The sequence below is a fragment of the Pseudomonas sp. Emmai genome, from assembly GCF_055179735.1.
In genome coordinates, this window is sequence record NZ_CM143685.1 from 2,287,178 (window position 1) to 2,309,881 (window position 22,704).

26 protein-coding genes are annotated in these 22,704 nt (G+C 60.0%); 15 read left to right on the forward strand and 11 right to left on the reverse strand.

Annotation, left to right across the window (positions count from 1 at the left end; genetic code table 11):
- Nucleotides 1-114: 114 nt before the first annotated feature.
- The 3 genes from ACY4LX_RS10415 to ACY4LX_RS10425 all read right to left on the reverse strand — a co-directional run bounded on the left by ACY4LX_RS10415 (nucleotide 115) and on the right by ACY4LX_RS10425 (nucleotide 2,890).
- Nucleotides 115-741 carry a LysE family translocator gene (locus ACY4LX_RS10415; RefSeq protein WP_054048710.1) on the reverse strand — a complete coding sequence of 209 codons (627 nt, stop codon included), beginning with the start codon at nucleotides 739-741 and terminating at the stop codon, nucleotides 115-117.
- A 64-nt stretch (nucleotides 742-805) separates the two neighbouring features.
- Nucleotides 806-2,155, reverse strand: a complete 1,350-nt coding sequence (locus ACY4LX_RS10420; protein WP_149656896.1) for an NCS2 family permease — start codon at nucleotides 2,153-2,155, stop codon at nucleotides 806-808.
- 291 nt (nucleotides 2,156-2,446) lie between these two features.
- Entirely contained in the window at nucleotides 2,447-2,890 is a 444-nt protein-coding gene (locus ACY4LX_RS10425; RefSeq protein ID WP_463259835.1) for a MarR family winged helix-turn-helix transcriptional regulator, read from the reverse strand.
- A gap of 81 nt (nucleotides 2,891-2,971) precedes the next feature.
- Here ACY4LX_RS10425 and ACY4LX_RS10430 point away from each other — a divergent pair, with 81 nt between their 5' ends.
- Nucleotides 2,972-4,138, forward strand: coding sequence for an aminotransferase-like domain-containing protein (locus ACY4LX_RS10430; protein WP_463259836.1), 1,167 nt, complete (start codon nucleotides 2,972-2,974; stop codon nucleotides 4,136-4,138).
- Nucleotides 4,139-4,323: 185 nt separating this feature from the next.
- Here ACY4LX_RS10430 and ACY4LX_RS10435 read toward each other — a convergent pair whose 3' ends face one another.
- From ACY4LX_RS10435 to ACY4LX_RS10455, 5 genes are all read right to left on the reverse strand, one after another.
- Nucleotides 4,324-4,695, reverse strand: coding sequence for a glutathione S-transferase N-terminal domain-containing protein (locus ACY4LX_RS10435; protein ID WP_149656893.1), 372 nt, complete (start codon nucleotides 4,693-4,695; stop codon nucleotides 4,324-4,326).
- A 104-nt stretch (nucleotides 4,696-4,799) separates the two neighbouring features.
- Nucleotides 4,800-5,345, reverse strand: coding sequence for a GTP cyclohydrolase I FolE (folE, locus tag ACY4LX_RS10440; protein ID WP_003204506.1), 546 nt, complete (start codon nucleotides 5,343-5,345; stop codon nucleotides 4,800-4,802).
- Between the two features lie 77 nt (nucleotides 5,346-5,422).
- Nucleotides 5,423-5,980 (reverse strand): Smr/MutS family protein, encoded by a 558-nt coding sequence (locus tag ACY4LX_RS10445; protein WP_133836618.1) that lies wholly within the window; start codon nucleotides 5,978-5,980, stop codon nucleotides 5,423-5,425.
- Nucleotides 5,981-6,066: 86 nt separating this feature from the next.
- Nucleotides 6,067-6,387, reverse strand: a complete 321-nt coding sequence (locus ACY4LX_RS10450; RefSeq protein WP_149656892.1) for a hypothetical protein — start codon at nucleotides 6,385-6,387, stop codon at nucleotides 6,067-6,069.
- 131 nt (nucleotides 6,388-6,518) lie between these two features.
- Entirely contained in the window at nucleotides 6,519-7,109 is a 591-nt protein-coding gene (locus ACY4LX_RS10455; protein WP_149656891.1) for a cysteine hydrolase family protein, read from the reverse strand.
- 251 nt (nucleotides 7,110-7,360) lie between these two features.
- On the opposite strand from ACY4LX_RS10455, the gene prmB reads away from it, so the two are divergent.
- Nucleotides 7,361-8,269, forward strand: coding sequence for a 50S ribosomal protein L3 N(5)-glutamine methyltransferase (gene prmB, locus ACY4LX_RS10460; RefSeq protein ID WP_149656890.1), 909 nt, complete (start codon nucleotides 7,361-7,363; stop codon nucleotides 8,267-8,269).
- 44 nt (nucleotides 8,270-8,313) lie between these two features.
- Here prmB and ACY4LX_RS10465 read toward each other — a convergent pair whose 3' ends face one another.
- The gene (locus ACY4LX_RS10465) at nucleotides 8,314-9,105 is read right to left on the reverse strand and encodes a hypothetical protein (protein WP_463259837.1); all 792 of its coding nucleotides are present in this window, start codon (nucleotides 9,103-9,105) and stop codon (nucleotides 8,314-8,316) included.
- Between the two features lie 98 nt (nucleotides 9,106-9,203).
- On the reverse strand, nucleotides 9,204-10,157 hold the full coding sequence (locus tag ACY4LX_RS10470) for an alpha/beta hydrolase (protein WP_463259838.1): 954 nt from the start codon (nucleotides 10,155-10,157) through the stop codon (nucleotides 9,204-9,206).
- Nucleotides 10,158-10,286: 129 nt separating this feature from the next.
- On the opposite strand from ACY4LX_RS10470, the gene aroC reads away from it, so the two are divergent.
- The 5 genes from aroC to mtnC are packed head-to-tail and all read left to right on the forward strand — an operon-like array spanning nucleotide 10,287 to nucleotide 14,435.
- Nucleotides 10,287-11,378, forward strand: coding sequence for a chorismate synthase (gene aroC, locus ACY4LX_RS10475; protein ID WP_149656887.1), 1,092 nt, complete (start codon nucleotides 10,287-10,289; stop codon nucleotides 11,376-11,378).
- A 34-nt stretch (nucleotides 11,379-11,412) separates the two neighbouring features.
- Nucleotides 11,413-12,558 (forward strand): MFS transporter, encoded by a 1,146-nt coding sequence (locus ACY4LX_RS10480; RefSeq protein ID WP_149656886.1) that lies wholly within the window; start codon nucleotides 11,413-11,415, stop codon nucleotides 12,556-12,558.
- Nucleotides 12,555-13,181, forward strand: a complete 627-nt coding sequence (locus tag ACY4LX_RS10485; protein WP_149656885.1) for a methylthioribulose 1-phosphate dehydratase — start codon at nucleotides 12,555-12,557, stop codon at nucleotides 13,179-13,181. Before ACY4LX_RS10480 ends, ACY4LX_RS10485 begins: the two co-directional genes overlap by 4 nt.
- A 20-nt stretch (nucleotides 13,182-13,201) precedes the next feature.
- Complete coding sequence (locus ACY4LX_RS10490; RefSeq protein WP_149656884.1) at nucleotides 13,202-13,747, forward strand: 1,2-dihydroxy-3-keto-5-methylthiopentene dioxygenase; 546 nt, start codon at nucleotides 13,202-13,204, stop codon at nucleotides 13,745-13,747.
- Between the two features lie 4 nt (nucleotides 13,748-13,751).
- Nucleotides 13,752-14,435: an acireductone synthase gene (gene mtnC, locus ACY4LX_RS10495; protein ID WP_463259839.1), complete on the forward strand. Its 684-nt coding sequence runs from the start codon at nucleotides 13,752-13,754 to the stop codon at nucleotides 14,433-14,435.
- Between the two features lie 202 nt (nucleotides 14,436-14,637).
- On the opposite strand, the gene ACY4LX_RS10500 is transcribed toward mtnC, so the two are convergent.
- Nucleotides 14,638-14,916 carry a DUF3509 domain-containing protein gene (locus ACY4LX_RS10500; RefSeq protein WP_054048577.1) on the reverse strand — a complete coding sequence of 93 codons (279 nt, stop codon included), beginning with the start codon at nucleotides 14,914-14,916 and terminating at the stop codon, nucleotides 14,638-14,640.
- A gap of 343 nt (nucleotides 14,917-15,259) precedes the next feature.
- Between ACY4LX_RS10500 and ACY4LX_RS10505 the strand changes: the two genes are divergently transcribed.
- From ACY4LX_RS10505 to ACY4LX_RS10540, 8 genes are all read left to right on the forward strand, one after another.
- Entirely contained in the window at nucleotides 15,260-17,086 is a 1,827-nt protein-coding gene (locus tag ACY4LX_RS10505; RefSeq protein WP_463259840.1) for a long-chain-acyl-CoA synthetase, read from the forward strand.
- A 96-nt stretch (nucleotides 17,087-17,182) separates the two neighbouring features.
- Entirely contained in the window at nucleotides 17,183-17,701 is a 519-nt protein-coding gene (locus tag ACY4LX_RS10510) for an ankyrin repeat domain-containing protein (protein ID WP_149656881.1), read from the forward strand.
- A gap of 237 nt (nucleotides 17,702-17,938) precedes the next feature.
- The gene (locus tag ACY4LX_RS10515; protein WP_463259841.1) at nucleotides 17,939-18,469 is read left to right on the forward strand and encodes a hypothetical protein; all 531 of its coding nucleotides are present in this window, start codon (nucleotides 17,939-17,941) and stop codon (nucleotides 18,467-18,469) included.
- A 71-nt stretch (nucleotides 18,470-18,540) separates the two neighbouring features.
- Nucleotides 18,541-18,732, forward strand: coding sequence for a PLDc N-terminal domain-containing protein (locus tag ACY4LX_RS10520; RefSeq protein WP_123403173.1), 192 nt, complete (start codon nucleotides 18,541-18,543; stop codon nucleotides 18,730-18,732).
- A 247-nt stretch (nucleotides 18,733-18,979) separates the two neighbouring features.
- Nucleotides 18,980-19,855, forward strand: a complete 876-nt coding sequence (gene speE, locus ACY4LX_RS10525; RefSeq protein WP_133836632.1) for a polyamine aminopropyltransferase — start codon at nucleotides 18,980-18,982, stop codon at nucleotides 19,853-19,855.
- A 252-nt stretch (nucleotides 19,856-20,107) separates the two neighbouring features.
- Nucleotides 20,108-20,341 (forward strand): hypothetical protein, encoded by a 234-nt coding sequence (locus ACY4LX_RS10530; RefSeq protein ID WP_149656879.1) that lies wholly within the window; start codon nucleotides 20,108-20,110, stop codon nucleotides 20,339-20,341.
- A 214-nt stretch (nucleotides 20,342-20,555) separates the two neighbouring features.
- On the forward strand, nucleotides 20,556-20,897 hold the full coding sequence (locus tag ACY4LX_RS10535; protein WP_054048564.1) for a ribonuclease E inhibitor RraB: 342 nt from the start codon (nucleotides 20,556-20,558) through the stop codon (nucleotides 20,895-20,897).
- 396 nt (nucleotides 20,898-21,293) lie between these two features.
- Nucleotides 21,294-22,703, forward strand: coding sequence for a circularly permuted type 2 ATP-grasp protein (locus ACY4LX_RS10540; protein WP_054048561.1), 1,410 nt, complete (start codon nucleotides 21,294-21,296; stop codon nucleotides 22,701-22,703).
- Nucleotide 22,704 lies beyond the last annotated feature (1 nt).

Consider the following 22,704-nt stretch of genomic DNA (forward strand, 5'->3'; position numbering starts at 1 on the left):
GGCGGATGACGCCTTCGCGGGCAAGCCTCGCTTCTACAGATGTTGTGCCGTCCGCAATGCCGGTGAACGACACAAACCCTGTAGGAGCGAGGCTTGCCCGCGAAGCTTTTGCCCTTAACGGCTCAACAACGACGCCGCCCCCGCACCACTGAACAACCCCGCGCTGATCCGGTTAAACCAACTCTGTCCTTTACCCGTGCGCAGATACCGAGCCGCGCCATGGGCGCCCAGCCCATACGCCAACTTGCACAGCAGATCGAGCACGGTCCAGGTCGCAATCATCACCAGCAGCTGCGGCAAAAACGGCTGCTCGGCACTCAAGAACTGTGGCAGGAAAGCGGCGAAGAACAGAATGTCCTTCGGATTGCTCGCGCCCAACACAAACGCGCGCCCGAACAGGGCACGAAAGCGCGGTACCGGCGCAGCCTGGGGCACTTCAGCGCCCACCGATGGCTGGCGCGATTGCTGCCAGCTCTGCCAGGCGAGGTAGAACAGGTACAGCGCGCCCACGATCTTCAGCGCGCTGAACAGCTGTTCCGATGCCAGCAGCAGGGCGCCCAGGCCCAGTGCCGAGGCACTGAGCAGACAAATCGAAGCAATCACGCCACCGAGAAACGCCGGGTACGACCGGCGCAAACCGTAGTTCAAACTGTTGCTGATCATCAGCAAAGACAATGGCCCCGGGATCAGGATCACCACCAGCGCAGCGCCGCTGAACAGCAGCCAGGTTTCCAGACTCATCACTTTCCTCCTAATGTGCAAAAGCCCCACCCGACGGGGTGAGGCTGTTTGAAGCTATGACGGGTTACAAGAAAATGAACTTGGCGATGAAGATCGCGCAGAGCACCCACAGACTGATGGAAATTTCCTTGTACTTACCGGTGCCGGCCTTCAGCACCACGTAAGTGATAAAGCCCAGCGCGATGCCGTCGGCGACCGAGAAGGTCAGCGGCATCATGATCGCGGTGACGATCGCCGGGATGCTGTCGGTCGCTTCATCCCATTCGATGTGAGCCATGCCGCTCATCATCAGCATCGCCACATAAATCAGTGCACCGGCGGTGGCATAAGCCGGAATCATGCCAGCCAGCGGTGCGAAGAACATCGCGGCAATAAATAGCACACCTACGGTCACGGCGGTAAGACCAGTCCGACCACCCGCAGCGACACCCGCGGCACTTTCTACATAGCTGGTGACCGGCGGAACACCGACCATCGCCCCGAAAACGCTGGAGGCGCTGTCGGCTTTCATCGCGCGGGAGAGGTTTTCGATACGACCGTCTGCGTTCACCAGGTTGGCGCGCTGGGCCACACCCATCAGGGTGCCGGCGGTGTCGAACATGTGCACGAAAAGGAACGCCAGCACCACGCTGATCATGCTGACGTTGAACACACCGGCGATGTTCATGGCCATCCAGGTCGGGGCCAGGCTCGGCGGGGCGGACATGATGCCTTCGTAATGGACGAGGCCCAGGCCCCAGCCGGCGGCCGTCACGGTGATGATGCTGATAAGGATCGCGCCGAACACCTTGTGGTAACTGAGCACGGCGATCATCAGAAAGCAGATGGCGGCCAGCAGCGGACCGGGTTCGCGCAGGGAACCGAGCTTGATCAGGGTGGCCGGGCTGGCAACGATGATGCCGGCAGTTTTCAGGCCGATGATCCCCAGGAACAGCCCGACACCCGCGCCCATGGCGTAGCGCAGGCTCACGGGAATGCTGTTGAGCAGCCATTCGCGGATCTTGGAAAAGGTCAGGATCATGAATAACACACCGGAGACAAACACCGCACCGAGGGCGGTTTCCCAGTTGTAGCCCATGGTGCCGACCACGGTGTAGGTGAAGAACGCGTTCAGGCCCATACCCGGCGCCAGGCCGACCGGCCAGTTGGCATACAGGCCCATCAACAGGCAACCGAGCGCGGCGGCGATGCAGGTGGCGACAAACGCGGCACCGTGATCGATGCCAGCGTCAGCCATGATGTTCGGGTTGACGAAGATGATGTAAGCCATCGTGATGAAGGTTGTCAGACCGGCAATCAGCTCGGTCTTCACCGTGGTGCCATGCAAGCTGAGTTTGAAGAGGCGTTCCAGCCAGCCATTGCGTAATGGCGGCGAGAGGTCCAGCGTCGGGGCTTCGGATTTGCGGCTTTCCACAGCGAATACTCCTCAAGAGTTTTATTTTTATTTCCAGGGCCGGACCCATGAGGGTGGCAGCGGCCCTTTGAGGCACTTGCGAATTTGTTGACCGCTTGGTCAGGAACTCGCACGAAGTGGATTATGCTTTTGTATACAAATAAAGCAAATAATGTTTTTGATTTTGTAGACGAAAGTTTTGGCGATAGGGATATATCGCCTGCGGTGACGCCTTTGCGGGCAAGCCTCGCTCCTACAGATAAACGCATGACCCTGTAGGAGCGAGGCTTGCCCGCGAAGGCGGACTCAAGGTCACATCGTCTGCTGGTTGTTCCCCAACGCCAGATTCACCGCCAACCACCCATCCACCGCCGCCTCCCCAGCCTCGGCAAACACCCGCTCCAGCAACTTCACCTGCTCACGCCGCAATGACTGCTCGAACCGCGCGCCATCCTCGGTCAGCTCCAGCAACCGCTTACGCTTGTCGGCCTCGGACGCCACGCTCTCCACCAGATGCATTTCCACCAATTGCCGCAGCGGAATGTTCAGCGCCTGCTTGCTCACGCCGAGCAACGCCAGCAATTCCTTCACGCTCAGGTTCGGATAACGGGCGATGAAAAACACGATGCGTTGATGCACTCGGCTCAAGCCACGACGCTCAAGCATTTCGTCGGCCTTGGCGGTGAACGCCTGGTAGCCGAAGAAAAACGCTTCCATGGCGTGTTGCTGAGTTGTGGGGTTTTTAAGGTCAAGCATATTGACGTATCCGCTCAAGCTGTCGTAATTTCGGTCAATCAGTTTGACTCATTTTCTTCTAGCCTCGCTACCGGTGACCCCATGGCTTTTTCCGAACGTGTCTCGCGCCTTAAAAGTTCTTTGATCCGAGAAATCCTCGCCGCCGCCCAGCGCCCAGAGGTGATGTCGTTCGCTGGCGGCTTGCCGGCCGAAGCCATGCTGCCGAAGGTCGAGTGGGCTGACATGCCGTTGTCCATGGGCCAATACGGCATGAGCGAAGGCGAGCCGGCACTGCGAGAAGCCCTGGCGGCCGAAGCGCGGGCGTTGGGCGTACCGTGTGAGGCGAGCCAGGTGTTGGTGGTCAGCGGCTCCCAGCAAACCCTCGATCTGGCGGCCAAGCTCTATATCGACAAAGGCACTGAGATCCTGCTGGAAGCGCCGACCTATCTCGCGGCGTTGCAGATTTTCCAGCTGTTCGGCGCCGACTGCATCACCGTGCCGCTGGAGGCCGATGGGCCCGACCTTGCACAAATGCGCGCGCGCCTGGAAAAACATCGTCCGGCGTTTATTTACCTGATCCCGACTTTCCAGAACCCGTCGGCCGTGCGCTACAGCGAAGCCAAACGCGATGCGGTGGCGGCGCTGCTCGATGAGTTTGGCGTGACGCTGATCGAAGACGAGCCCTACCGCGAACTGACCTTCGACGGCGCCAGCGCCACGCCAATCGTCAGTCGCTTGAAAACCGCCAGTTGGATCTACACCGGCACCGTATCGAAAACCCTGCTGCCGGGCCTGCGGGTTGGTTATCTGATCGCCAGTCCGGACCTGTTTCCGCACTTGTTGCGGCTCAAGCAATCGGCGGACCTGCACACCAATCGGGTAGGGCAGTGGCAGGCGCTGCAATGGATCGGCACCGAGAAATTCCAGCAGCATCTGAGTGAGCTGCGGGATTTCTATCGGATGCGTCGGGATGCCTTCCAGTCGGCACTGAAAACACATTTTTCCGATCTGGCGGATTGGAACGTGCCGCAAGGCGGGCTGTTTTTCTGGCTGACGCTCAAGCAACCGCTGGATACCCGCACGTTGCTCAAGACGGCCTTGGCAGCGGACGTGGCGTTTATGCCGGGCGAACCGTTCTTCCCTGATCCGGATAACAATCCCGGCCATTTGCGGCTGAATTTTAGTCACATCGACCCGGCGCGGCTGGAAGAAGGCCTCAAGCGGTTGGCGGCGGTGGTGAGGCAGGCCCAAGCGGCAAAGGCAGCCTGAAGTCATAAAAAACCGGCTTGAGGGCCGGTTTATTTTTATCTGGGATTTGCGGTGGCAGGGCGGGCCTCATCGCGGGCAAGCCTTGCTCCTACAGGTTGGGAGTGATCGCAAAATGTGAGCAGCGCCACCAATCCGTAGGAGCAAGGCTTGCCCGCGATGGCGTCCGCAAAAACGCCACTGAAAAATCAGGCCGCAGCGAAGCGCTTATCCAGATAATCAATAATCACCTTGGACTCATACATCCAGGTGGTCTGCCCATTCTCTTCAATGCGCAGGCACGGCACCTTGATCTTGCCGCCGTGATCCAGCAACGCCTGGCGATCCTGCTCGTTGTTCTTCGCATCGCGCAGCGCCACCGGTACGTTCAAGCGGCGCAGGGTGCGGCGGGTCTTCACGCAGAACGGGCAGGCGTGGAACTGATACAGGGTCAGGCCCTTGGCGGCGTTGTTGACCTGGGCCTGGACCTCGGCCGGGCGCTGCTTTTTGCCCGGGCGGGTGATGAAGTCGATGAAGATGATCAGTTGGCCAAGGCCGACACGAAGCGCTTTTACGAACACGTTGAAAGCCTCACGGTGGGAATCGAGAAAGGCGCGCAGCTTACCTGATTTTTCACAGGCGAAAAAAAACCGGCGATGAATGCCGGTTTTCTTCGTGCTGCGGATTACTTGATCAGGCTGAGAAACTCGCTGCGGGTGGCGGCGTTTTCCCGGAACTCACCGAGCATCACCGAGGTGATCATCGACGAATTCTGCTTCTCGACACCGCGCATCATCATGCACATGTGCTTGGCCTCGATCACCACCGCAACGCCCAGGGCGCCGGTGACTTGCTGGACCGCGTCGGCGATCTGGCGGCTGAGGTTTTCCTGGATTTGCAGGCGACGCGCATACATATCGACGATCCGCGCGACTTTCGACAGCCCCAAGACCTTGCCGCTCGGGATGTAGGCGACGTGGGCCTTGCCGATGAACGGCAGCAGGTGGTGTTCGCACAACGAGTAGAGCTCGATGTCCTTGACCAGCACCATTTCGCTGTTGTCGGAGCTGAACAAGGCACCGTTGGTGACTTCTTCCAGTGTCTGTTCATAACCGCGGCAAAGGTACTGCATGGCTTTGGCGGCACGCTTTGGCGTGTCGAGCAGGCCCTCGCGGGACACGTCCTCGCCCAATTGACCGAGAATCGCGGTGTAATTCTGTTCCAGGGACATGAAACTACCTGTGGGATTTTTCGCAAAGGGCAAGGGTACGGTGGCAAACACGGCGCTGCAAGCGTGGCGCGACAGCTTTACTCGTCGCGACCTTCCATCATGGTGCGTTTGAGCAGCACATAAACCGCGCCGGCGCCGCCGTGTTTGGCCTGGCACGAGGTGAAGCCGAGCACTTGGGAATGCTGGCGCAGCCAGGTGTTGACGTGGCTTTTGATCATCGGCCGCTTGCCGTCCAGGCGCACGGCTTTGCCGTGGGTGACGCGCACGCAGCGGATTTCGAATTTGGTTGCTTCGGCGAGAAAGGCCCAGAGGGTTTCCCGGGCCTTTTCCACGTTCATGCCGTGCAGGTCAAGGCTGCCTTCGAACGGGATCTGGCCAATCTTGAGTTTGCGGATCTGGCTTTCCTGCACACCGTCGCGGGCCCACATCAACTCATCTTCCGGGCCGACATCAATCACGAACTGATCGGACAAGCCATCAACGGTGGTGGCATCGGTGCGCACGGTGGCGGCCTGACGCAGCTTGGCGATCTGGGCGCGGTCGCTTTTGGGTTTGCCGGTTTCGGCGCGATCGTGCTTGATCGGCTTGATGCCTTGAGTCGCACTTTTGAACAGGGAAAAATCGTCGTCTTGCATGTCAGCCTCCGCGAAGGAGGGCAGTTTACCCAAGTCGGGACGCGATCCATAACAATTGGGCCCGGCAAGTTGCCGAGCCCAAGGATTCAGTCGTGTTTTTTCATCAGGTGCGGGGACATGTTCAGCGCTTGCGACTGGCGCGAGCGGCGACGGCAGCGGCGCCACAGCCACACGCCGATGTACAGCACGAACAGGCCGATCACCGCGATCACCGCCGCGCCGACCTTGTTGGTATTCAACTCGCCCAGTGCGGGCGCGTGGCCGAGCAGGCTGCCGACACCGGCCAGCGTCATCAATACGCCGAGCATCGCCAGCAGGGCGGCAATCGCTGCACCGATTCGAAAACGCCAGTTGCTTTGGCCTTTGGGCCGCAAGCGGCGTGCGTCAAAACCATCGGATAACTTCATTCCGACCTTCCTCAATGGGTATCGGCCCTTCGACCGGGAGTTGACCGGGATGTTCCTGAGGCTAGGGCAATTGCAGCAAATGAGAGGCTTTTGCGGATGAGCGGCGGCATGTGCCGCTCATCAAAAGTCGGTCAGATCAGATCGTGGGTCAGGGCAAGGGTGGCGAAGTTGTCCGCCATGATTGCCATTTCGGTCTGCTGAACGTGCTCGGCGCTGAGTACACCCCCCTTGTAAGGCAGGTCGCGGGTGGCACAGGCATCCTCGACCAGGGTGCAACGAAAGCCCAGGTTCTTCGCCGCGCGCACGGTGGTGCTGACACTGGAGTGGCTCATGAAGCCGCAAACGATCAGGTCCAGGGAGCCCAGCTCTTGCAGGCGATCGTACAGCGTGGTGCCGTGGAACGCGCTCGGCAGCAGTTTGCCGATAATGGTTTCATCGCTCGTTGGTTCGAGGCCCGGAATGAACTCGCCGCGTTCGCCCTGTGGATCGAACAGCCCGCCGACGGTGCCGAGGTGACGTACGTGCACGATCGGCCGACCGGCTGCGCGGGCAGCGGCCACGATTTGCTTGATGTTCGCGACGGCAGCTTCCATGCCGCTCAGGGCCAGCGGGCCGCTGAGGTATTCTTTCTGGGCATCGATGATGATGAGGGTCGCCTGGCTCAGTTTGGCCGCCGGGTAACCGCGACCGCTGAGTTGAAACATCGTTTGTGGAACGGACATTCTGGGGCTCCTTGGAGTGGGGCTTTTGCGACATTGTCCTCTGGCTGAGCGGTTCTGTGAATCGCTACCATCGTAGGCACCGTCGTTGCTGGCTTGCAGCCTTGTCAAGAGGCTCATTCTGTTCAATAGCCAAGCACAAAAATGGAAGAGTCCTACATCTGATCCGGTGTTTTTCCTGCGTCGTCGTGGCGCGTTTTGGCTGTTAGAATCGCCCGTCGTTTTATTTGCCAGTTTTATTTGGAGTTGCCGCTGTGATCACTTCCCGACTTCGTACCCTGCGTGACCATATCCGTTGGGCCGTCAGCCGCTTCCATGGGGAGGATCTGTTTTTCGGCCATGGGACCGACAACGCCTGGGACGAAGCCCGTCAACTGGTGTTGGGTGCATTGCACCTGCCGTGGGAAATTGCCGACAGCTATCTGGACTGCAATCTGGAAGACGATGAACTGGTCAATCTGCAACGCTTGCTCAAGCGTCGCATCGAGGAGCGCATTCCTACCGCTTACCTGTTGGGCGAGGCCTGGTTCTGCGGCATGTCGTTCATTGTCGATGAGCGTGTGCTGATCCCGCGCTCGCCGATTGGCGAACTGATCGAAAAGCGCTTCGCTCCGTGGCTGGGCAAGGATCCGGCGCGGATTCTCGACCTGTGCACCGGTTCCGGCTGCATCGGTATCGCCTGTGCCTACGAGTTCCAGAACGCCGAAGTGGTGCTGGCCGACCTGTCGTTCGAAGCACTGGAAGTGGCCAATCAGAACATCGAGCGTCATGGCGTCGATGAGCGGGTATACACGGTTCAGGGCGATGGCTTTGATGGGTTGCCGGGGCAGCGTTTCGACCTGATCGTGTCGAACCCGCCCTACGTCGATGCGGAAGATTTCGCCGACATGCCGGACGAATACCAGCACGAACCGGAACTGGGCCTGGCCTGTGGCGACGACGGTTTGAACCTGGTGCGCCGGATGCTCGCCGAAGCGGCGAATCACCTGACCGAGAAGGGTTTGCTGATTGTCGAAGTAGGCAACAGCCAGGTGCACGTCGAAGCGCTGTACCCGGAAGTCGACTTCGCCTGGCTCGATTTCGAGCGCGGTGGGCATGGCGTGTTCATGTTGACCGCCGAGCAGTGCCGCGATCACCAGGCGGTGTTTGCGTCCCGCGTTTAACCGCTAAAGATCGTTCCCACGCAGAGCGTGGGAACGATCAGCCATCAACGGTGCGTCGCAATCCAGATCAACAACCCCGCCTGAAACACCGAAAACGCCACCAGGCACGTAATCGTAAAACGCAGCCCGGCGTCTTCACGCTTGTACTTGCTGACCTTTTCTTCGTGCTTCTTGAGCTTCACTTCCTGCTCGGCCAGGTTCTGCTCCGCCTGCTGCAACATCTGCGCGGCTTCGAGAATTTCCACCTGTTGCAGCTTTTCGCTGTTCCAGTCCGCCAGCAAGTCGCCGACCTGGACCTCTTTGACGCTGCCCTTCAAATGCTGGGCATCGGCGTACGCGACTTCAAAACCGTGCATGCGCAAAAAGTGATCGCGGCGCAGGCGCGTGTCTTCGTTCAGCGCATCCTTGTTGTTCAGGTCGCTGCCGTCGACGGTGTAGGTGGGCCAACGCTTTTTCGCCCAGCTAATGCCTTGAGCGGCCAGGTAGCGTCCGATGCCGCGGTTCATCGGCTCGATCTGCAAGCCGCTGTCCGGGCCGAAATGCACGCGTTTGGTGTCGTGATCGACCCAAACGTCCAAGTGATTCTGCTCTTTGCGCACCCGCTGGCCCGGCAACTTGATGGTCAGGCGCATCAGGCTGCGTTCCTTGCTGTTGCGCTCGGCGTAACCGAACTCGACAAAGCGCAACGGCCGGCTACCGGTGTTGCGGTCGGTCTTCAACGGCGCCAGGCGAAGCATCTTGTGGTGCTCGGCGTGGACGTCCGCCCACGGCAACTCGACCGCTGGCGGTGTGTCTTTTTCAGCGGTGGTGTCGGGTGAAGTCTGGGTATCAGTCATAACGGCGAGATCCTGTCCAAGCGCTGCTTGCCGCCAGTCATAGCGCCGGCGACAAAGGCTTATCGGCCGTTTTTTTGAAGACTAGAGGGTAACAGCGCTCAACTGGAGCGAAGTCCGTCAATAAAGCCGAGGATTCGCGAGCCAAGTTCAGCGGCCAGGGGCAATTGTGGATCCTTATAGGATGCCAACTGCCGTTTCACATCGTTGGGCACGATGCGCATCACGTGGTTCATGCCCTCGATCACCGCCAGTTCGGCGTCCGGTTTGGCCTCCTTGAGCAGCTTGGCGTCGCCGACGCCGACCTGGATGTCGCTGGTGCCCTGGATGATCAGCGCCGGCATTTTCAACCGGGCGAAAGCGCCCGCCGGGTCCTGGCGGAACAGCGAAATCAGGTACGGCTGCACGCTCGGGCGAAAAATCACCTGCAACTGCGGCGGGACGTTGTCATCGGTGTGGCCGGCCTTGAGGCTGTCGAGCAGTTCATTGCTGCGCAGCATCAGCGGTGGCGGCAGGCGATTGCTCAATTGCTGGCGCAGCACCTGGTCCACTGGCCGGGCGCTGCCGGACATGGAAATCACCGCCGCCGCATCGACGCTCGGCGCCGCCAGCGTGGCGATCAACGCACCTTCGCTGTGGCCGAGCAGAATCAATTTGCCGAAACGCGGATCAGCCTTGAGCTTGCGGCTCCAGGCCTCGGCATCGGCTACGTAGGCTTCCACCGACAGATTGCGTTCGTCCGGGGTCGCGGCCAGGCTCGCCGCCACGCCGCGCTTGTCGTAGCGCACGCTGGCGATATTGTGTTTGGCCAGCACCCACGCCAGGCGCTTGAGGCTGTCGTTGCGCCCGCCGTCGGGGTTGTTTCCGTCGCGATCCGTAGGACCGGAGCCGGAAATGATCAGGACAACCGGCACCGGCGTGTCGGATTTAGGCAGCAACAATGAGCCGAAAAGCTCTCCGGTGCCGGTATCCAAACTGATCGGTCGTTGTAGGACAGTGGCCTGAACGAAGCCGGTAAACAGGGTAAGACTCAAGGCTAGAACTCGCAGCATCATCACGCCATCATGGATAAGGTGCCGGTTGGACTCGCGGGCACCGGTAAGGTTCGAGGATGAACTACTTGGGTTGCCTGCGTATACTGGCGCGCATTACGTATTCAGGTTCGATTTCACGGAGCGTCCCGCATGTCCGGCAATACCTACGGCAAGCTGTTCACTGTCACCACCGCAGGCGAAAGCCATGGTCCGGCGTTGGTCGCCATTGTCGACGGCTGCCCGCCGGGTCTGGAGATTTCCCTGGAGGATCTGCAGCGTGACCTTGACCGCCGCAAGCCCGGCACCAGCCGCCACACCACCCAGCGCCAGGAAGCCGACGAAGTCGAAATCCTCAGCGGCGTGTTCGAAGGCCGCACCACCGGTTGCGCCATCGGCCTGTTGATCCGCAACACCGACCAGAAGTCCAAGGACTACTCGGCGATCAAGGACCTGTTCCGCCCGGCCCACGCCGACTACACCTACCACCACAAGTACGGCGAGCGCGATTACCGCGGCGGCGGTCGCAGCTCGGCCCGGGAAACCGCCATGCGCGTGGCGGCCGGGGCGATTGCCAAGAAGTACCTGGCGACTCAGGGCATCGTTATTCGTGGCTACATGAGCCAGCTCGGTCCGATCGAAATCCCGTTCAAGACCTGGGATTCGGTGGAAGAAAACGCCTTCTTCAGCCCCGACCCGGACAAAGTGCCGGAACTGGAAGCCTATATGGACCAGTTGCGCCGCGACCAGGATTCGGTCGGCGCCAAGATCACCGTGGTCGCTGAAGGCGTGATGCCGGGCCTGGGCGAGCCGATCTTCGACCGCCTCGACGCCGAACTGGCCCACGCGCTGATGAGCATCAACGCCGTGAAAGGCGTGGAAATCGGCGCCGGTTTCGCCAGCGTCGCCCAGCGCGGCACCGAACACCGCGATGAAATGACCCCGGAAGGTTTTCTCAGCAACAACGCCGGCGGCATTCTCGGCGGCATCTCCTCGGGCCAGCCGATCGTCGCGCACCTGGCATTGAAGCCAACGTCGAGCATCACCACGCCGGGCCGTTCCATCGACATCCATGGCAACCCGGTGGACGTGATCACCAAGGGCCGTCACGACCCGTGCGTCGGCATCCGCGCCACGCCGATTGCCGAAGCGATGATGGCCATCGTGCTGATGGATCACCTGCTGCGTCATCGCGGGCAGAACGCCGATGTGCAAGTGAGCACGCCGGTGTTGGGTCAGCTTTAATGGCTCACCGCACAGTCGCCGGGGCCTGAAGACCTTGGCGGCGCTCCCGTACTGGCGGCTCTCCAGTTTCTATCTGTTCTATTTCGCCTTGCTCGGTTCGACAGCGCCATTTCTGGCGCTGTACTTCGATCACCTGGGCTTTTCCAGCGCGCGCATCGGCGAACTGGTGGCGATCCCGATGCTGATGCGCTGCGTGGCGCCGAACATCTGGGGCTGGCTCGGCGACTACACTGGCCGACGCCTGGCCATCGTGCGCTTCGGCGCAGTCTGCACGTTGCTGACGTTCTCGCTGATCTTCGTCAGCAAAACCTACGCCTGGCTGGCGATGGTCATGGCGCTACACGCGTTCTTCTGGCACGCGGTGCTGCCGCAATTCGAAGTCATCACCCTGGCGCACCTCAAGGGCCAGACCTCTCGCTACAGCCAGATTCGTTTGTGGGGCTCCATCGGTTTCATCATCACCGTGGTCGCCCTCGGGCGGGTGTTCGAGTGGCTGAGCCTGGATGTCTACCCCGTGGCGCTGGTGTTGATCATGGCCGGGATTGTCGTCAGCAGCTTGTGGGTGCCAAACGCACAACCGGTACAGAGCGAACGCGTGACCGGGGAGGGCTTCCTCAAGCAACTGCGCAGCCCCGGCGTATTGGCGTTTTACGGTTGCGTGGCGCTGATGCAGATGAGCCACGGGCCGTATTACACCTTTCTGACTCTTCACCTGGAACGTCTCGGTTACAGCCGTGGCGTGATCGGCATGCTCTGGGCCGTCGGTGTCGTCGCGGAAGTCCTGATGTTCCTGGCCATGAGCAAAATCCTCGCGCGCTTCTCGGTGCGCCGGGTGCTGATGGCGAGTTTTCTGCTGGCGGCCCTGCGCTGGTTGCTGCTAGGTTCGTTCGCTGAGTTTTTGTGGGTGCTGTTGTTCGCCCAAGTACTGCACGCAGCCACCTTCGGCAGCTTTCACGCGGCTGCCATCCAGTTCGTGCAACGTAGTTTCGGCGCCCGTCAGCAGGGCCAGGGCCAGGCGTTGTACGCAGCACTGGCCGGCACCGGCGGCGCACTCGGCGCGTTGTATTCCGGCTACAGCTGGAATGCCCTCGGCGCCACATTGACCTTTAGTATTGCCAGCCTCGCAGCCTTCGCCGCTGCCGTTATCATTGCCACACGTATGCAAGAGGACCGGCCATGAGCCTTACCCGTGAACACCTCGCCCAGGAAATCATCGACGCCGGGCGTTTTTTGTACGGTCGCGGCTGGTCGCCGGCCACCAGCAGCAATTATTCGACGCGCCTGTCACCGACCGAAGCGCTGCTGACCGTGTCGGGCAAGCACAAAGGCCAACTCGGCCTCGACGATGTGCTGGCCACCGACCTGTCCGGCAACAGCCTGGAACCGGGCAAGAAACCGTCCGCCGAAACCCTGCTGCACACCCAGCTCTACAGCTGGCGCCCGGACATCGGCGCGGTGCTGCACACCCATTCGGTGAACGCCACGGTGCTGTCGCGCCTGACGCCGCAAGCCTTCATCGAATTTGAAGACTACGAACTGCAAAAAGCCTTCAGCGGCGTCTCGACCCACGAGTCGTTGGTGCGGGTGCCGATTTTCGACAATGACCAGGACATTGCGCGCCTGGCCGCCAAGGTGCAGCCTTGGCTCGACGCCCATCCCGATTGCGTCGGCTACCTGATTCGCGGCCACGGCCTCTACACCTGGGGCGCACGCATGAGCGACGCCCTGCGGCAGATCGAGGCCTTTGAATTTTTGTTCGAGTGCGAGTTGAAGATGCGCTCGGTCTTGAACCGTCAAGCATGAACCGTTAAGGAGTTGCCCTGATGAGCAGCCTGTCCGTTTACCACGTCTCAAGCCCTGACATTCCGAACAAGGTGCTGACACATTTCGAAGACATCGCTTCGACCCTGGCCGAACAGGGCGTGCGTTTCGACCGCTGGCAAGCCACCGCGAAAATCCAGCCCGGCGCCAGCCAGGAAGAAGTGATCGCGGCCTACCAGGAGCAGATCGACAAGCTGATGACCGAGCGAGGCTACATCACCGTCGATGTCATCAGCCTGAACAGCGACCACCCGCAAAAAGCCGAACTGCGGGCCAAGTTCCTCGATGAACACCGCCATGGTGAAGACGAAGTACGATTTTTCGTCGCCGGCCGTGGGCTGTTTACCCTGCACATCGACGATTATGTCTACGCCGTGCTCTGCGAGAAAAACGACCTGATCTCGGTCCCGGCCGGTACGCCGCACTGGTTTGACATGGGCGAGCATCCGCATTTCGTGGCGATCCGTTTGTTCAACAACCCCGAAGGCTGGGTTGCCAAGTTCACCGGCGAAGACATCGCCAACCGCTTCCCGCGCCTGGAGGACTGATTCAATGCCGATCAAAGCGATTCTCACCGACATCGAAGGCACCACCAGCGCGGTGAGTTTTGTGTTCGACGTGTTGTTTCCCTACGCAGCTAAACACTTGCCGGACTTTGTTCGCCAACACGCCGCACGGGCGGATGTCGCTGAGCAACTGGACGCCGTGCGTCGGGACAGTAACGAACCCGAGGCAAACGTTGAGCGGGTCATTGAAATCCTGCTGGGCTGGATCGCCGAAGACCGCAAGGCCACGCCGCTCAAGGCGTTGCAAGGCATGGTCTGGGAGCAGGGCTATCAGGCCGGGCAGTTGAAAGGCCACGTGTACCCGGATGCCGTTGAAGCGCTCAAGCGCTGGCATCAGCAAGGTTTTCAACTGTTTGTGTATTCCTCGGGCTCGATCCAGGCGCAGAAGCTGATCTTCGGCTGTTCGGAGGCGGGGGATTTGTCGCCGCTGTTCAGCGGTTATTTCGACACCACGTCGGGACCCAAGCGTGAGGCGCAATCATACGAGCGCATCACTCAGGCCATTGGGTTGGAAGCAGGGCAGATTCTGTTCCTGTCCGACATCGTCGAAGAACTGGACGCGGCCCGCGCGGCGGGAATGGCGACTTGCGGGTTGGCGCGAGAGGGCGGCGAATTGGCAGGGCACATGACCGTCGACAGCTTTGCGCGGATCAACCCCGCCGCTATCTAACCCACACAACCTGTAGGAGCGAGGCTTGCCCGCGAAGGCGTCCGATCAGCCAACATTTATATCGCCTGATACGCCGCCTTCGCGGGCAAGCCTCGCTCCTACAAGGTATGCAGGGGATTGCAGGGGATTGCGTGACGCCAGAAACAATTCAGGCCGTGAAGCGAAAGCTATCACGGCCTGTTTGTTTAAAGCGCCAATCGATTTACGCCGAATGATAAGTCGGCAAAGCAAACCGCTGCTGGCTCTGCAGCATCGAGATTTGCGGCAATTCGCTGGCCTGTTCAGCCAGGTCACGGCGGATCGCGCTGATCACCCACGACAGTTGGTCGCCGGCATGCAATTGCTGGTAGGAAATCGAGCGTTTAAAGACTTTGCCTTCGGTGCTGCGCAGCGTCAGCAGGATGCCACCGTCAGGGCGTGCCTGGGTGGTCACGTCGAAGTTGGAGAACAGCGAGGTAAATTTTTCTTGGATCAGGCTCATGTCTATCAGCTCCGTTAGCACTTGATTAGCAAGCATGGAGAGGTAGTTGCAGCGTTTGTGCCAGCACTGAAATTTTTAAAAGTCGTTATAAATCAATAGGTTATTTAGTTGTCGATTTTTTGCTTTCGTGCAATCTGCATGAATGGCCATCGTGCATCCTGCATTTTGCGGGGTTTCGCACGATTGAATGGAACGAATGGCACGGCCAGGGATCACGTTTGCCCAGGTATCCAGGGCGGATACAAAACATTGCAAAAACCGCGTGTACAGCTCCAGAACCGCTGACGTATTTTCGGGCTCAATCAACGCCGCCCGACAATAAGAAGATCGAACGGGAGCCACCATGAGCGACACGATTACCTGGGGCATGATGCTCCGCAAATTGCCGACCATCGCCAAAGCCATCCCCCGCGTGGTGAAGGGCATGAAGGTCGCCAACGTCAAGGACCCGACCCAACCGTGTGGCCTCGGCTGGACCTTCGAGCAAGCAACCTTGCGCAATCCCGACGGCGTCGCCTTGCTGCAAGACGCGGTGGCGCTGACGTACACCCAGGTCAATCAGTGGGCCAACCGCATTGCCCATCACCTGACCGACCAAGGGATCGGCAAGGGCGATGTGGTGGCAATCTTCATCGAGAACCGCCCGGAACTGCTGGTGACGATTTTGGCGGTGGCCAAGGTCGGGGCGATCAGTGCGCTGCTCAATACTTCGCAAACCCGCGATACACTGGCCCACAGCCTGAACCTGGTGGCGCCGGTGGCGATCATTGTCGGCGAGGAGCTGGTGCCGGCCTATTCGGCGGTTCGCGAGCGGGTCGAGATCGCGGCGGCGCGCACCTGGTTCGTCGCCGATCGCGATACCTACAGCTATCCGGGCATTTCGCCCGATCGCTTCATCAACCTGATGATGGCCAGCGCCGACGCCTCCAACGACAACCCGGCCAGCAGCCATCAGGTGTTTTTCGACGATCCCTGCTTCTACATCTATACCTCCGGCACGACGGGGTTGCCGAAGGCCGGCGTGTTCAAGCATGGGCGCTGGATGCGCAGCTCCGCCAGCTTTGGCCTGATCGCCCTCGATATGCAGCCCGAAGACGTGGTGTATTGCACCTTGCCGCTTTATCACGCCACCGGGCTGTGCGTGTGCTGGGGCTCAGCCATCAGCGGCGCGGCGGGGTTCGCTATCCGCCGCAAGTTCAGCGCCAGCCAGTTCTGGAACGATGTGCGCAAATACCGCGCGACCACCCTCGGTTATGTCGGCGAATTGTGTCGCTACCTGGTTGATCAACCGGCCAGCGCCGACGACAGCCAACACGGCGTGACCAAGATGATCGGCAATGGCCTGCGCCCCGGCGCCTGGCGCGAATTCAAGACGCGCTTCGCGGTGGACCACATCTGCGAGCTCTACGCGGCCAGCGACGGCAACATCGGTTTCACCAATATCCTCAACTTCGACAACACCATCGGTTTCTCCCTGATGTCCTGGGAATTGGTGGCGTATGACCACGACAGCGGCGCGCCGATTCGCAACGCCAAGGGCTTGATGAGCAAAGTCGCCAAGGGCGGGCAGGGCTTGTTGCTGGCGAGAATCGACGACAAGGCGCCGCTGGACGGCTACACCGATCCGCAGAAAACCGAGAAAGTCGTGCTGCACGATGTGTTCGCCAAAGGCGACCGCTACTTCAATACCGGCGACCTGCTGCGCAACATCGGTTTCGGCCACGCGCAATTCGTCGATCGCCTGGGCGACACCTACCGCTGGAAGGGCGAGAACGTCTCCACCACCGAGGTCGAGAACATTCTGTTGCAGCATCCGAACATCTGCGAGGCGGTGGCCTACGGCGTGGAAATCTGCAACACCAACGGCCGCGCCGGGATGGCGGCGATTACGCCCACCGAGTCCCTGGCCACCCTGGATTTCACCGAGCTGCTGAGCTTTGCGCGCCAGCACATGCCGGCGTACGCGGTGCCTTTGTTCCTGCGCCTGAAAGTGAAAATGGAAACCACCGGAACCTTCAAATACCAGAAGACCCGACTCAAGGATGAAGCCTTCGACCCGGGCAAGACCGGCGATGACCCGATCTACGCCTGGCTGCCGGGTACCCAGACGTACGTGCAAGTCACCGAGCAGGTGCTGGCGGACATTCGTGGTGGCAAGTACCGCTATTGAATCTGGCTATGGCCGCGCTTGAGAAAAAAGGAGTGACAGGCGCCGGGGCGCTCGGGAAACTGTCGCCTTTCCGATTGACCGAATAGAGAGTCCCCCATGTCAGACCAAAGCCGCCAGATGACGCCCGAAGAAGCTGCCGAATTCGCCGAACAGGTGTTCAACAAAGCGCGCGAGGGCGATGCGGCCATGATGGCGGCGCTGCTGACCAAAGGCCTGCCGCCGAACCTGCGCAACCACAAGGGCGACACCTTGCTGATGCTCGCTGCCTACCACGGTCACGTGGAGACGGTGAAAGTGCTGCTGGAACACAAGGCCGACCCGGAAATCCGCAACGACAACGGCCAGAGCCCGATTGCCGGCGCCGCGTTCAAGGGCGACCTGGCGGTGGTCACGGCGTTGGTCGAAGGCGGGGCGCAAGTCGAAGGCTCGTCGTTCGACGGCCGCACGGCGCTGATGATGGCGGCGATGTTCAACCGCGTTGAAATCGTTGATTACCTGATCAGCAAAGGCGCAGATCCGAAGGCCAAGGACGCCAATGGCGTGTCGGCGCTGGATGCGGCGAAGACCATGGGGGCAGTGGATACCACCGCTCAACTGCAGAAATTGCTCGGCTGATATGCCTGGCGCGGTCCCCTGTGGCGAGGGAGCTTGCTCCCGCTGGGGCGCGTAGCGGCCCTCAAACCAGGCAATGCGATCCTTCAGGAAAATCGCATGCGCCGGATTTACGACTGCTTCGCAGCCGAGCGGGAGCAAGCTCCCTCGCCACAGGTCCATGCCAGATCCCGCCAAAATTCCTGCGAATGCGCTATCCTTCGCGCCCTCAAAATCTCCCTCGCTACAGGATCCATCCCCATGAAAACCGCACTCGTCGAACTCATCAGCAAAATCAGCTCCGGGTGCATGGGCGATGATGAAATCCTGAAGATCGCTGACGAAGCGGCCCAGGCCTACGCCGATCCCGAGGCGTTCCTGGGCGCCAACCCGGACATCAACTACGACGACACCTTCCCGATGCCGTTAGGCGAATGGGTCGTGGTGGGCAGTCTGCCGGAGACCGTGCTGTTCCAGGCTGACACCTACATGGATCTGTTCGCCCAGATCGTCTCTTCGTTCGGCCCGGGTGTGGACTTCAATATCAAGCCCAAGCAACTGGCCAAGACCGAAGCCCTGACCGCGCTCAACCGCATCCAGGTGCAGATGGGCAGCATGAACAAGGAAAACGGCGGTTACACGCTGATGAACTTCAGCCAGTTGCTCGACGACGAACTGCAAGTGGTGCTGGTCTACGGCAACGACGTGCCCCGCGTACTCGAACTGTGCGCTCAGGTCGGCATCGCCGCTGCGCCTTCTCTGGAAGCCTTGAAAGTGGCAATCCACGTTTAACGCAATAAAACGGAACCCTCGCAGGAGCCGACTATCCTAAGACTGCATGCCACTTTCTTCGGAGCAACACTATGGGTTCCAGTTTTAACGGTCTGGTTGGCCTGATCATTCTTGCCCTGGACATCTGGGCCATCATCAACGTGCTGAAAAGCGGTGCAGAAACCGGGATGAAGATCATCTGGGTGCTGCTGATCCTGCTGCTGCCGGTACTGGGCCTGATCATCTGGGCCATCGCCGGGCCACGGGGGAATGTCCGTATCTGACACCACCCTCTGTAGGCGCGAGGCTTGCCCGCGAAGGCGTCGTGTCATTCAACATTGATATCGACTGACACGACGCCTTCGCGGGCAAGCCTCGCTCCTACAGGATCGCGGTTCGTCATCACGTGACGTTCGACCTGTCATGTTCCGCAACGTAGAATGCGCCCCTTTGCCGGGCAATCGAGCCTCTCGATTGGCCATCATGGGCGGGTAACCGTCCGTTGCCGCCGCATTCATCGGAGCACTTCCCATGACCACCACCAAGACCAGCGAATACCTGGAAACCCTCTACGAAGGCTACGGCCAGCGTTTTCGCATGGAAAAACTGCTGCACGAAGTGCGCACCGAACACCAACACCTGGTGATCTTCGAAAACCCGCGCATGGGCCGGGTCATGGCGCTGGACGGTGTGATCCAGACCACCGAAGCCGACGAATTCATCTACCACGAAATGCTCACCCACGTGCCGATCCTCGCCCATGGCTCCGCCAAGCGCGTGCTGATCATCGGCGGTGGCGACGGCGGCATGCTGCGTGAAGTGGCCAAGCACGGCAGCGTCGAGCACATCACCATGGTCGAGATCGACGGCACCGTGGTCGACATGTGCAAGGAGTTCCTGCCAAACCACTCCAAAGGCGCGTACGACGACCCACGGCTGAACCTGGTGATCGATGACGGCATGCGTTTCGTTGCGACCACCACCGAGAAATTCGACGTCATCATCTCCGACTCCACCGACCCGATCGGGCCGGGCGAAGTGCTGTTCTCGGAAAACTTCTACCAGGCCTGCCACCGCTGCCTGAACGAAGGCGGCATCCTGGTGACCCAGAACGGCACGCCGTTCATGCAGCTGGGCGAAGTGCAAACCACTGCCGGGCGCCTGCGCAGCCTGTTCCCGGATTGGCATTTCTACCAGGCGGCCGTGCCGACCTACATCGGCGGCGCCATGACCTTCGCCTGGGGCGCGACCAACACCGCGTATCGCAAGTTGTCCCGCGAAACCCTGCAACAGCGCTTCGCCGGCAGCGGCATCATCACCCGCTACTACAACCCGGAAATCCACATCGGTGCGTTCGCCATGCCGCAATACGTGCTGAACGCGATCAACAAGCCAAGCAACGACTAAGTTATCCACAATCCCTGAACAACGCGTAACCCCTGGATAACGCGTAACCCCTGTAGGAGCGAAGCTTGCTAGCGAAAGCGGTGCATCAGTCGACATGTGTATTGACTGATACACCGCTTTCGCGAGCAAGCTTCGCTCCTACAGGGGTTTTTGTTTTTTCATGAGTCAGCATCCAATCCGTTTGAACGATCAGTCCGCCCAAAAGTCCAGATAGTTGTAAGCCCATTTGCGGGTTTGATCGAGGAGGCACTGATGCAAAAGTGGAAAATCACTTTCGTGGATGATCACGGCGAAACGCTCGACGAAGTCTTTGAGTGCGACGAGTGCCCGGATAACGAGCACGCGGCCAAACTCATCAAGGCCCGACTCCTTCCTGTGGCTGCCGAACTGGATCTGAACGATCTGGAAGGGCGAACCAGCGACGCCAGCGTCAAAAGTCTCAAGACCCAGAACAGCATTCAAATCCTCGGCATCACTCCTGTCTGAACCTCACCTGTCTCATTCTCAACCAGGCCTTGGCAGCGGCTCCGACTTGGGGCTACTCTGCAAGCGAGATCAGCGAACGGATCGCTAAGGTCTGGTCTTGTCAGCTACATGCTTAAATCCCGGCGGCAACCTGGTTGCCGTATCGCCTTCACCATTCGGTTGCGGGCGTCGGGTGTACGGAAAGTCTATCCATAGGGTTTTAGGAGGACGTTTCATGAGCACAGCCTATCAAGAAGACATCAGCACCAGCGTACTGCGCCGCATGAAGGAAGGCGGTTTCGACTTTTCACGATTCCATCCCATCGAGTTCTACGCGATTTTCCCGGACGAGGAGCGGGCACGCAGGGCGGCAGGTCATTTTTGTGGTGAATCCTTGAATGCCCAGATCAGCGTGCGCGACGACGGCGCATGGCACCTGGAACTGAGCAAAGTGATGTACGCCACCTATGACGGTATCGGCGACTTTGAGCAGGACTTCGAGGCGGTGGTTGAACCTTTGGGCGGCATCATCGAAGGATGGGGCGTCAAGCAGGAGGTACGAGGGCTACTCGCATAACACTATGAACAGCGACAACATTCACTAACGGCTGACCTTCGGGTTGGCCGTTTTCGTTTGTGGTTGCCTGAAACCCTGTTGGCAAAACGCTGAAACAAGAATCCTGGGCAAAAAAAACCGCCTGAACAGGCGGCCAAAGGGAAGTTCGAGAGGTTTTGCAACGATTGCGCGGATTATCCGCACCATCCCCCGGGCAGTGAAATCAACTCTGACTATGCTGGTGATAGGCGACAACATTGCTTCGCAATGAAGCGGGGGCGATCAGGTTGGGGCGTTTGCCGCACAGCATTGGTGCGGTGCTTTTGGGGCGATTATCCAACTGATTGAAATCTAAGCGTTTATGCCGATGGCACGGGCCTTGCGATGCCTAGATGTCCGGGTGACAAGGAGTACGGCATGATCCGCACCTATTTTGATGAGATGTACGATGCCGGCGGCCTGGTCCGCCCGCATTACCGGGAGTTTGCCCGTTGGCTGGCCGAAACGCCTGACGAGCTTTTGGCACAACGGCGACGCGAGGCCGATCTGTTGTTTCATCGCGCCGGCATAACCTTCACGCTCTATGGGGATGAGCAGGGGACAGAGCGCCTGATTCCCTTCGACACCATCCCCCGCAGCATCCCCGCCAGTGAATGGCGGATCGTCGAACGGGGCTGCATCCAGCGGGTCAAGGCGTTGAACATGTTCCTCGCCGACCTCTATCACGAGCAGCGCATCATCAAGGCCGGCATCATCCCGGCCGAGCAGGTGCTGGCCAACGAGCAATACCAGTTGGCGATGCAAGGCCTGGATTTACACCGGGACATCTATTCCCACATTTCCGGCGTCGATCTGGTGCGCGACGGCGACGGCACGTACTACGTGCTCGAAGACAACCTGCGTACCCCGAGCGGCGTGAGCTACATGCTCGAAGACCGCAAGATGATGATGCGCCTGTTCCCCGAGTTGTTCGCGGCGCAACGCATCGCGCCCATCGACCACTACCCGAACCTGTTGCTCGACACCCTGAAAAGCTCCAGCCCGATCGATAACCCGAGCGTGGTGGTGCTGACGCCGGGCCGTTTCAACAGCGCGTTTTTCGAGCACGCCTTTCTGGCGCGAGAGATGGGCGTGGAACTGGTGGAAGGCGCGGACCTGTTTGTGCGCGATGACAAGGTGTTCATGCGCACCACGGACGGGCCGAAAGCGGTCGACGTGATTTACCGGCGCCTCGACGACGCGTTCCTCGATCCGCTGGCGTTCAACCCGGATTCGATGCTCGGTGTGCCGGGGCTGTTGTCGTCCTATCGCTCCGGCAACGTCGTGCTGGCGAATGCCATCGGCACCGGGGTCGCGGACGATAAGTCGGTGTACCCGTTCGTGACCGACATGATTCGTTTCTATCTGGATGAAGAGCCAATCCTGAAAAACGTGCCGACCTTCCAGTGCCGCAATCCCTCGGAGCTGTCCCACGTCCTGGCCAATCTCCCCGACCTGGTGGTCAAGGAAACTCAGGGCTCCGGTGGTTACGGAATGCTGGTGGGGCCGGCGGCGACGGCGGCGGAAATCGAGTCGTTCCGCGCACGGATCAAAGCCAAGCCCCACGCGTACATTGCGCAACCGACCTTGTCGCTGTCGACCTGTCCGACCTTTGTCGAAAACGGCATCGCGCCACGCCACATCGACCTGCGTCCGTTTGTATTGTCTGGCCGCGAAACCCGGGTTGTGCCCGGTGGTTTGACCCGTGTTGCTTTGCGTGAAGGCTCCCTGGTGGTGAATTCCTCCCAGGGCGGCGGCACCAAGGACACCTGGGTGGTCGAGGATTGAA

Coding starts and splice junctions, on each gene's coding strand:
- ACY4LX_RS10415 (WP_054048710.1), bottom strand. CDS start 741: ATGAGTCTGGAAACCTGGCTGCTGTTCAGCGGCGCTGCGCTGGTGGTG.
- ACY4LX_RS10425 (WP_463259835.1), bottom strand. CDS start 2,890: ATGCTTGACCTTAAAAACCCCACAACTCAGCAACACGCCATGGAAGCG.
- ACY4LX_RS10430 (WP_463259836.1), top strand. CDS start 2,972: ATGGCTTTTTCCGAACGTGTCTCGCGCCTTAAAAGTTCTTTGATCCGA.
- folE (WP_003204506.1), bottom strand. CDS start 5,345: ATGTCCCTGGAACAGAATTACACCGCGATTCTCGGTCAATTGGGCGAG.
- ACY4LX_RS10445 (WP_133836618.1), bottom strand. CDS start 5,980: ATGCAAGACGACGATTTTTCCCTGTTCAAAAGTGCGACTCAAGGCATC.
- ACY4LX_RS10450 (WP_149656892.1), bottom strand. CDS start 6,387: ATGAAGTTATCCGATGGTTTTGACGCACGCCGCTTGCGGCCCAAAGGC.
- ACY4LX_RS10455 (WP_149656891.1), bottom strand. CDS start 7,109: ATGTCCGTTCCACAAACGATGTTTCAACTCAGCGGTCGCGGTTACCCG.
- ACY4LX_RS10465 (WP_463259837.1), bottom strand. CDS start 9,105: ATGACTGATACCCAGACTTCACCCGACACCACCGCTGAAAAAGACACA.
- ACY4LX_RS10470 (WP_463259838.1), bottom strand. CDS start 10,157: ATGATGCTGCGAGTTCTAGCCTTGAGTCTTACCCTGTTTACCGGCTTC.
- aroC (WP_149656887.1), top strand. CDS start 10,287: ATGTCCGGCAATACCTACGGCAAGCTGTTCACTGTCACCACCGCAGGC.
- ACY4LX_RS10485 (WP_149656885.1), top strand. CDS start 12,555: ATGAGCCTTACCCGTGAACACCTCGCCCAGGAAATCATCGACGCCGGG.
- ACY4LX_RS10490 (WP_149656884.1), top strand. CDS start 13,202: ATGAGCAGCCTGTCCGTTTACCACGTCTCAAGCCCTGACATTCCGAAC.
- mtnC (WP_463259839.1), top strand. CDS start 13,752: ATGCCGATCAAAGCGATTCTCACCGACATCGAAGGCACCACCAGCGCG.
- ACY4LX_RS10500 (WP_054048577.1), bottom strand. CDS start 14,916: ATGAGCCTGATCCAAGAAAAATTTACCTCGCTGTTCTCCAACTTCGAC.
- ACY4LX_RS10505 (WP_463259840.1), top strand. CDS start 15,260: ATGAGCGACACGATTACCTGGGGCATGATGCTCCGCAAATTGCCGACC.
- ACY4LX_RS10510 (WP_149656881.1), top strand. CDS start 17,183: ATGTCAGACCAAAGCCGCCAGATGACGCCCGAAGAAGCTGCCGAATTC.
- ACY4LX_RS10515 (WP_463259841.1), top strand. CDS start 17,939: ATGAAAACCGCACTCGTCGAACTCATCAGCAAAATCAGCTCCGGGTGC.
- ACY4LX_RS10520 (WP_123403173.1), top strand. CDS start 18,541: ATGGGTTCCAGTTTTAACGGTCTGGTTGGCCTGATCATTCTTGCCCTG.
- speE (WP_133836632.1), top strand. CDS start 18,980: ATGACCACCACCAAGACCAGCGAATACCTGGAAACCCTCTACGAAGGC.
- ACY4LX_RS10530 (WP_149656879.1), top strand. CDS start 20,108: ATGCAAAAGTGGAAAATCACTTTCGTGGATGATCACGGCGAAACGCTC.
- ACY4LX_RS10535 (WP_054048564.1), top strand. CDS start 20,556: ATGAGCACAGCCTATCAAGAAGACATCAGCACCAGCGTACTGCGCCGC.
- ACY4LX_RS10540 (WP_054048561.1), top strand. CDS start 21,294: ATGATCCGCACCTATTTTGATGAGATGTACGATGCCGGCGGCCTGGTC.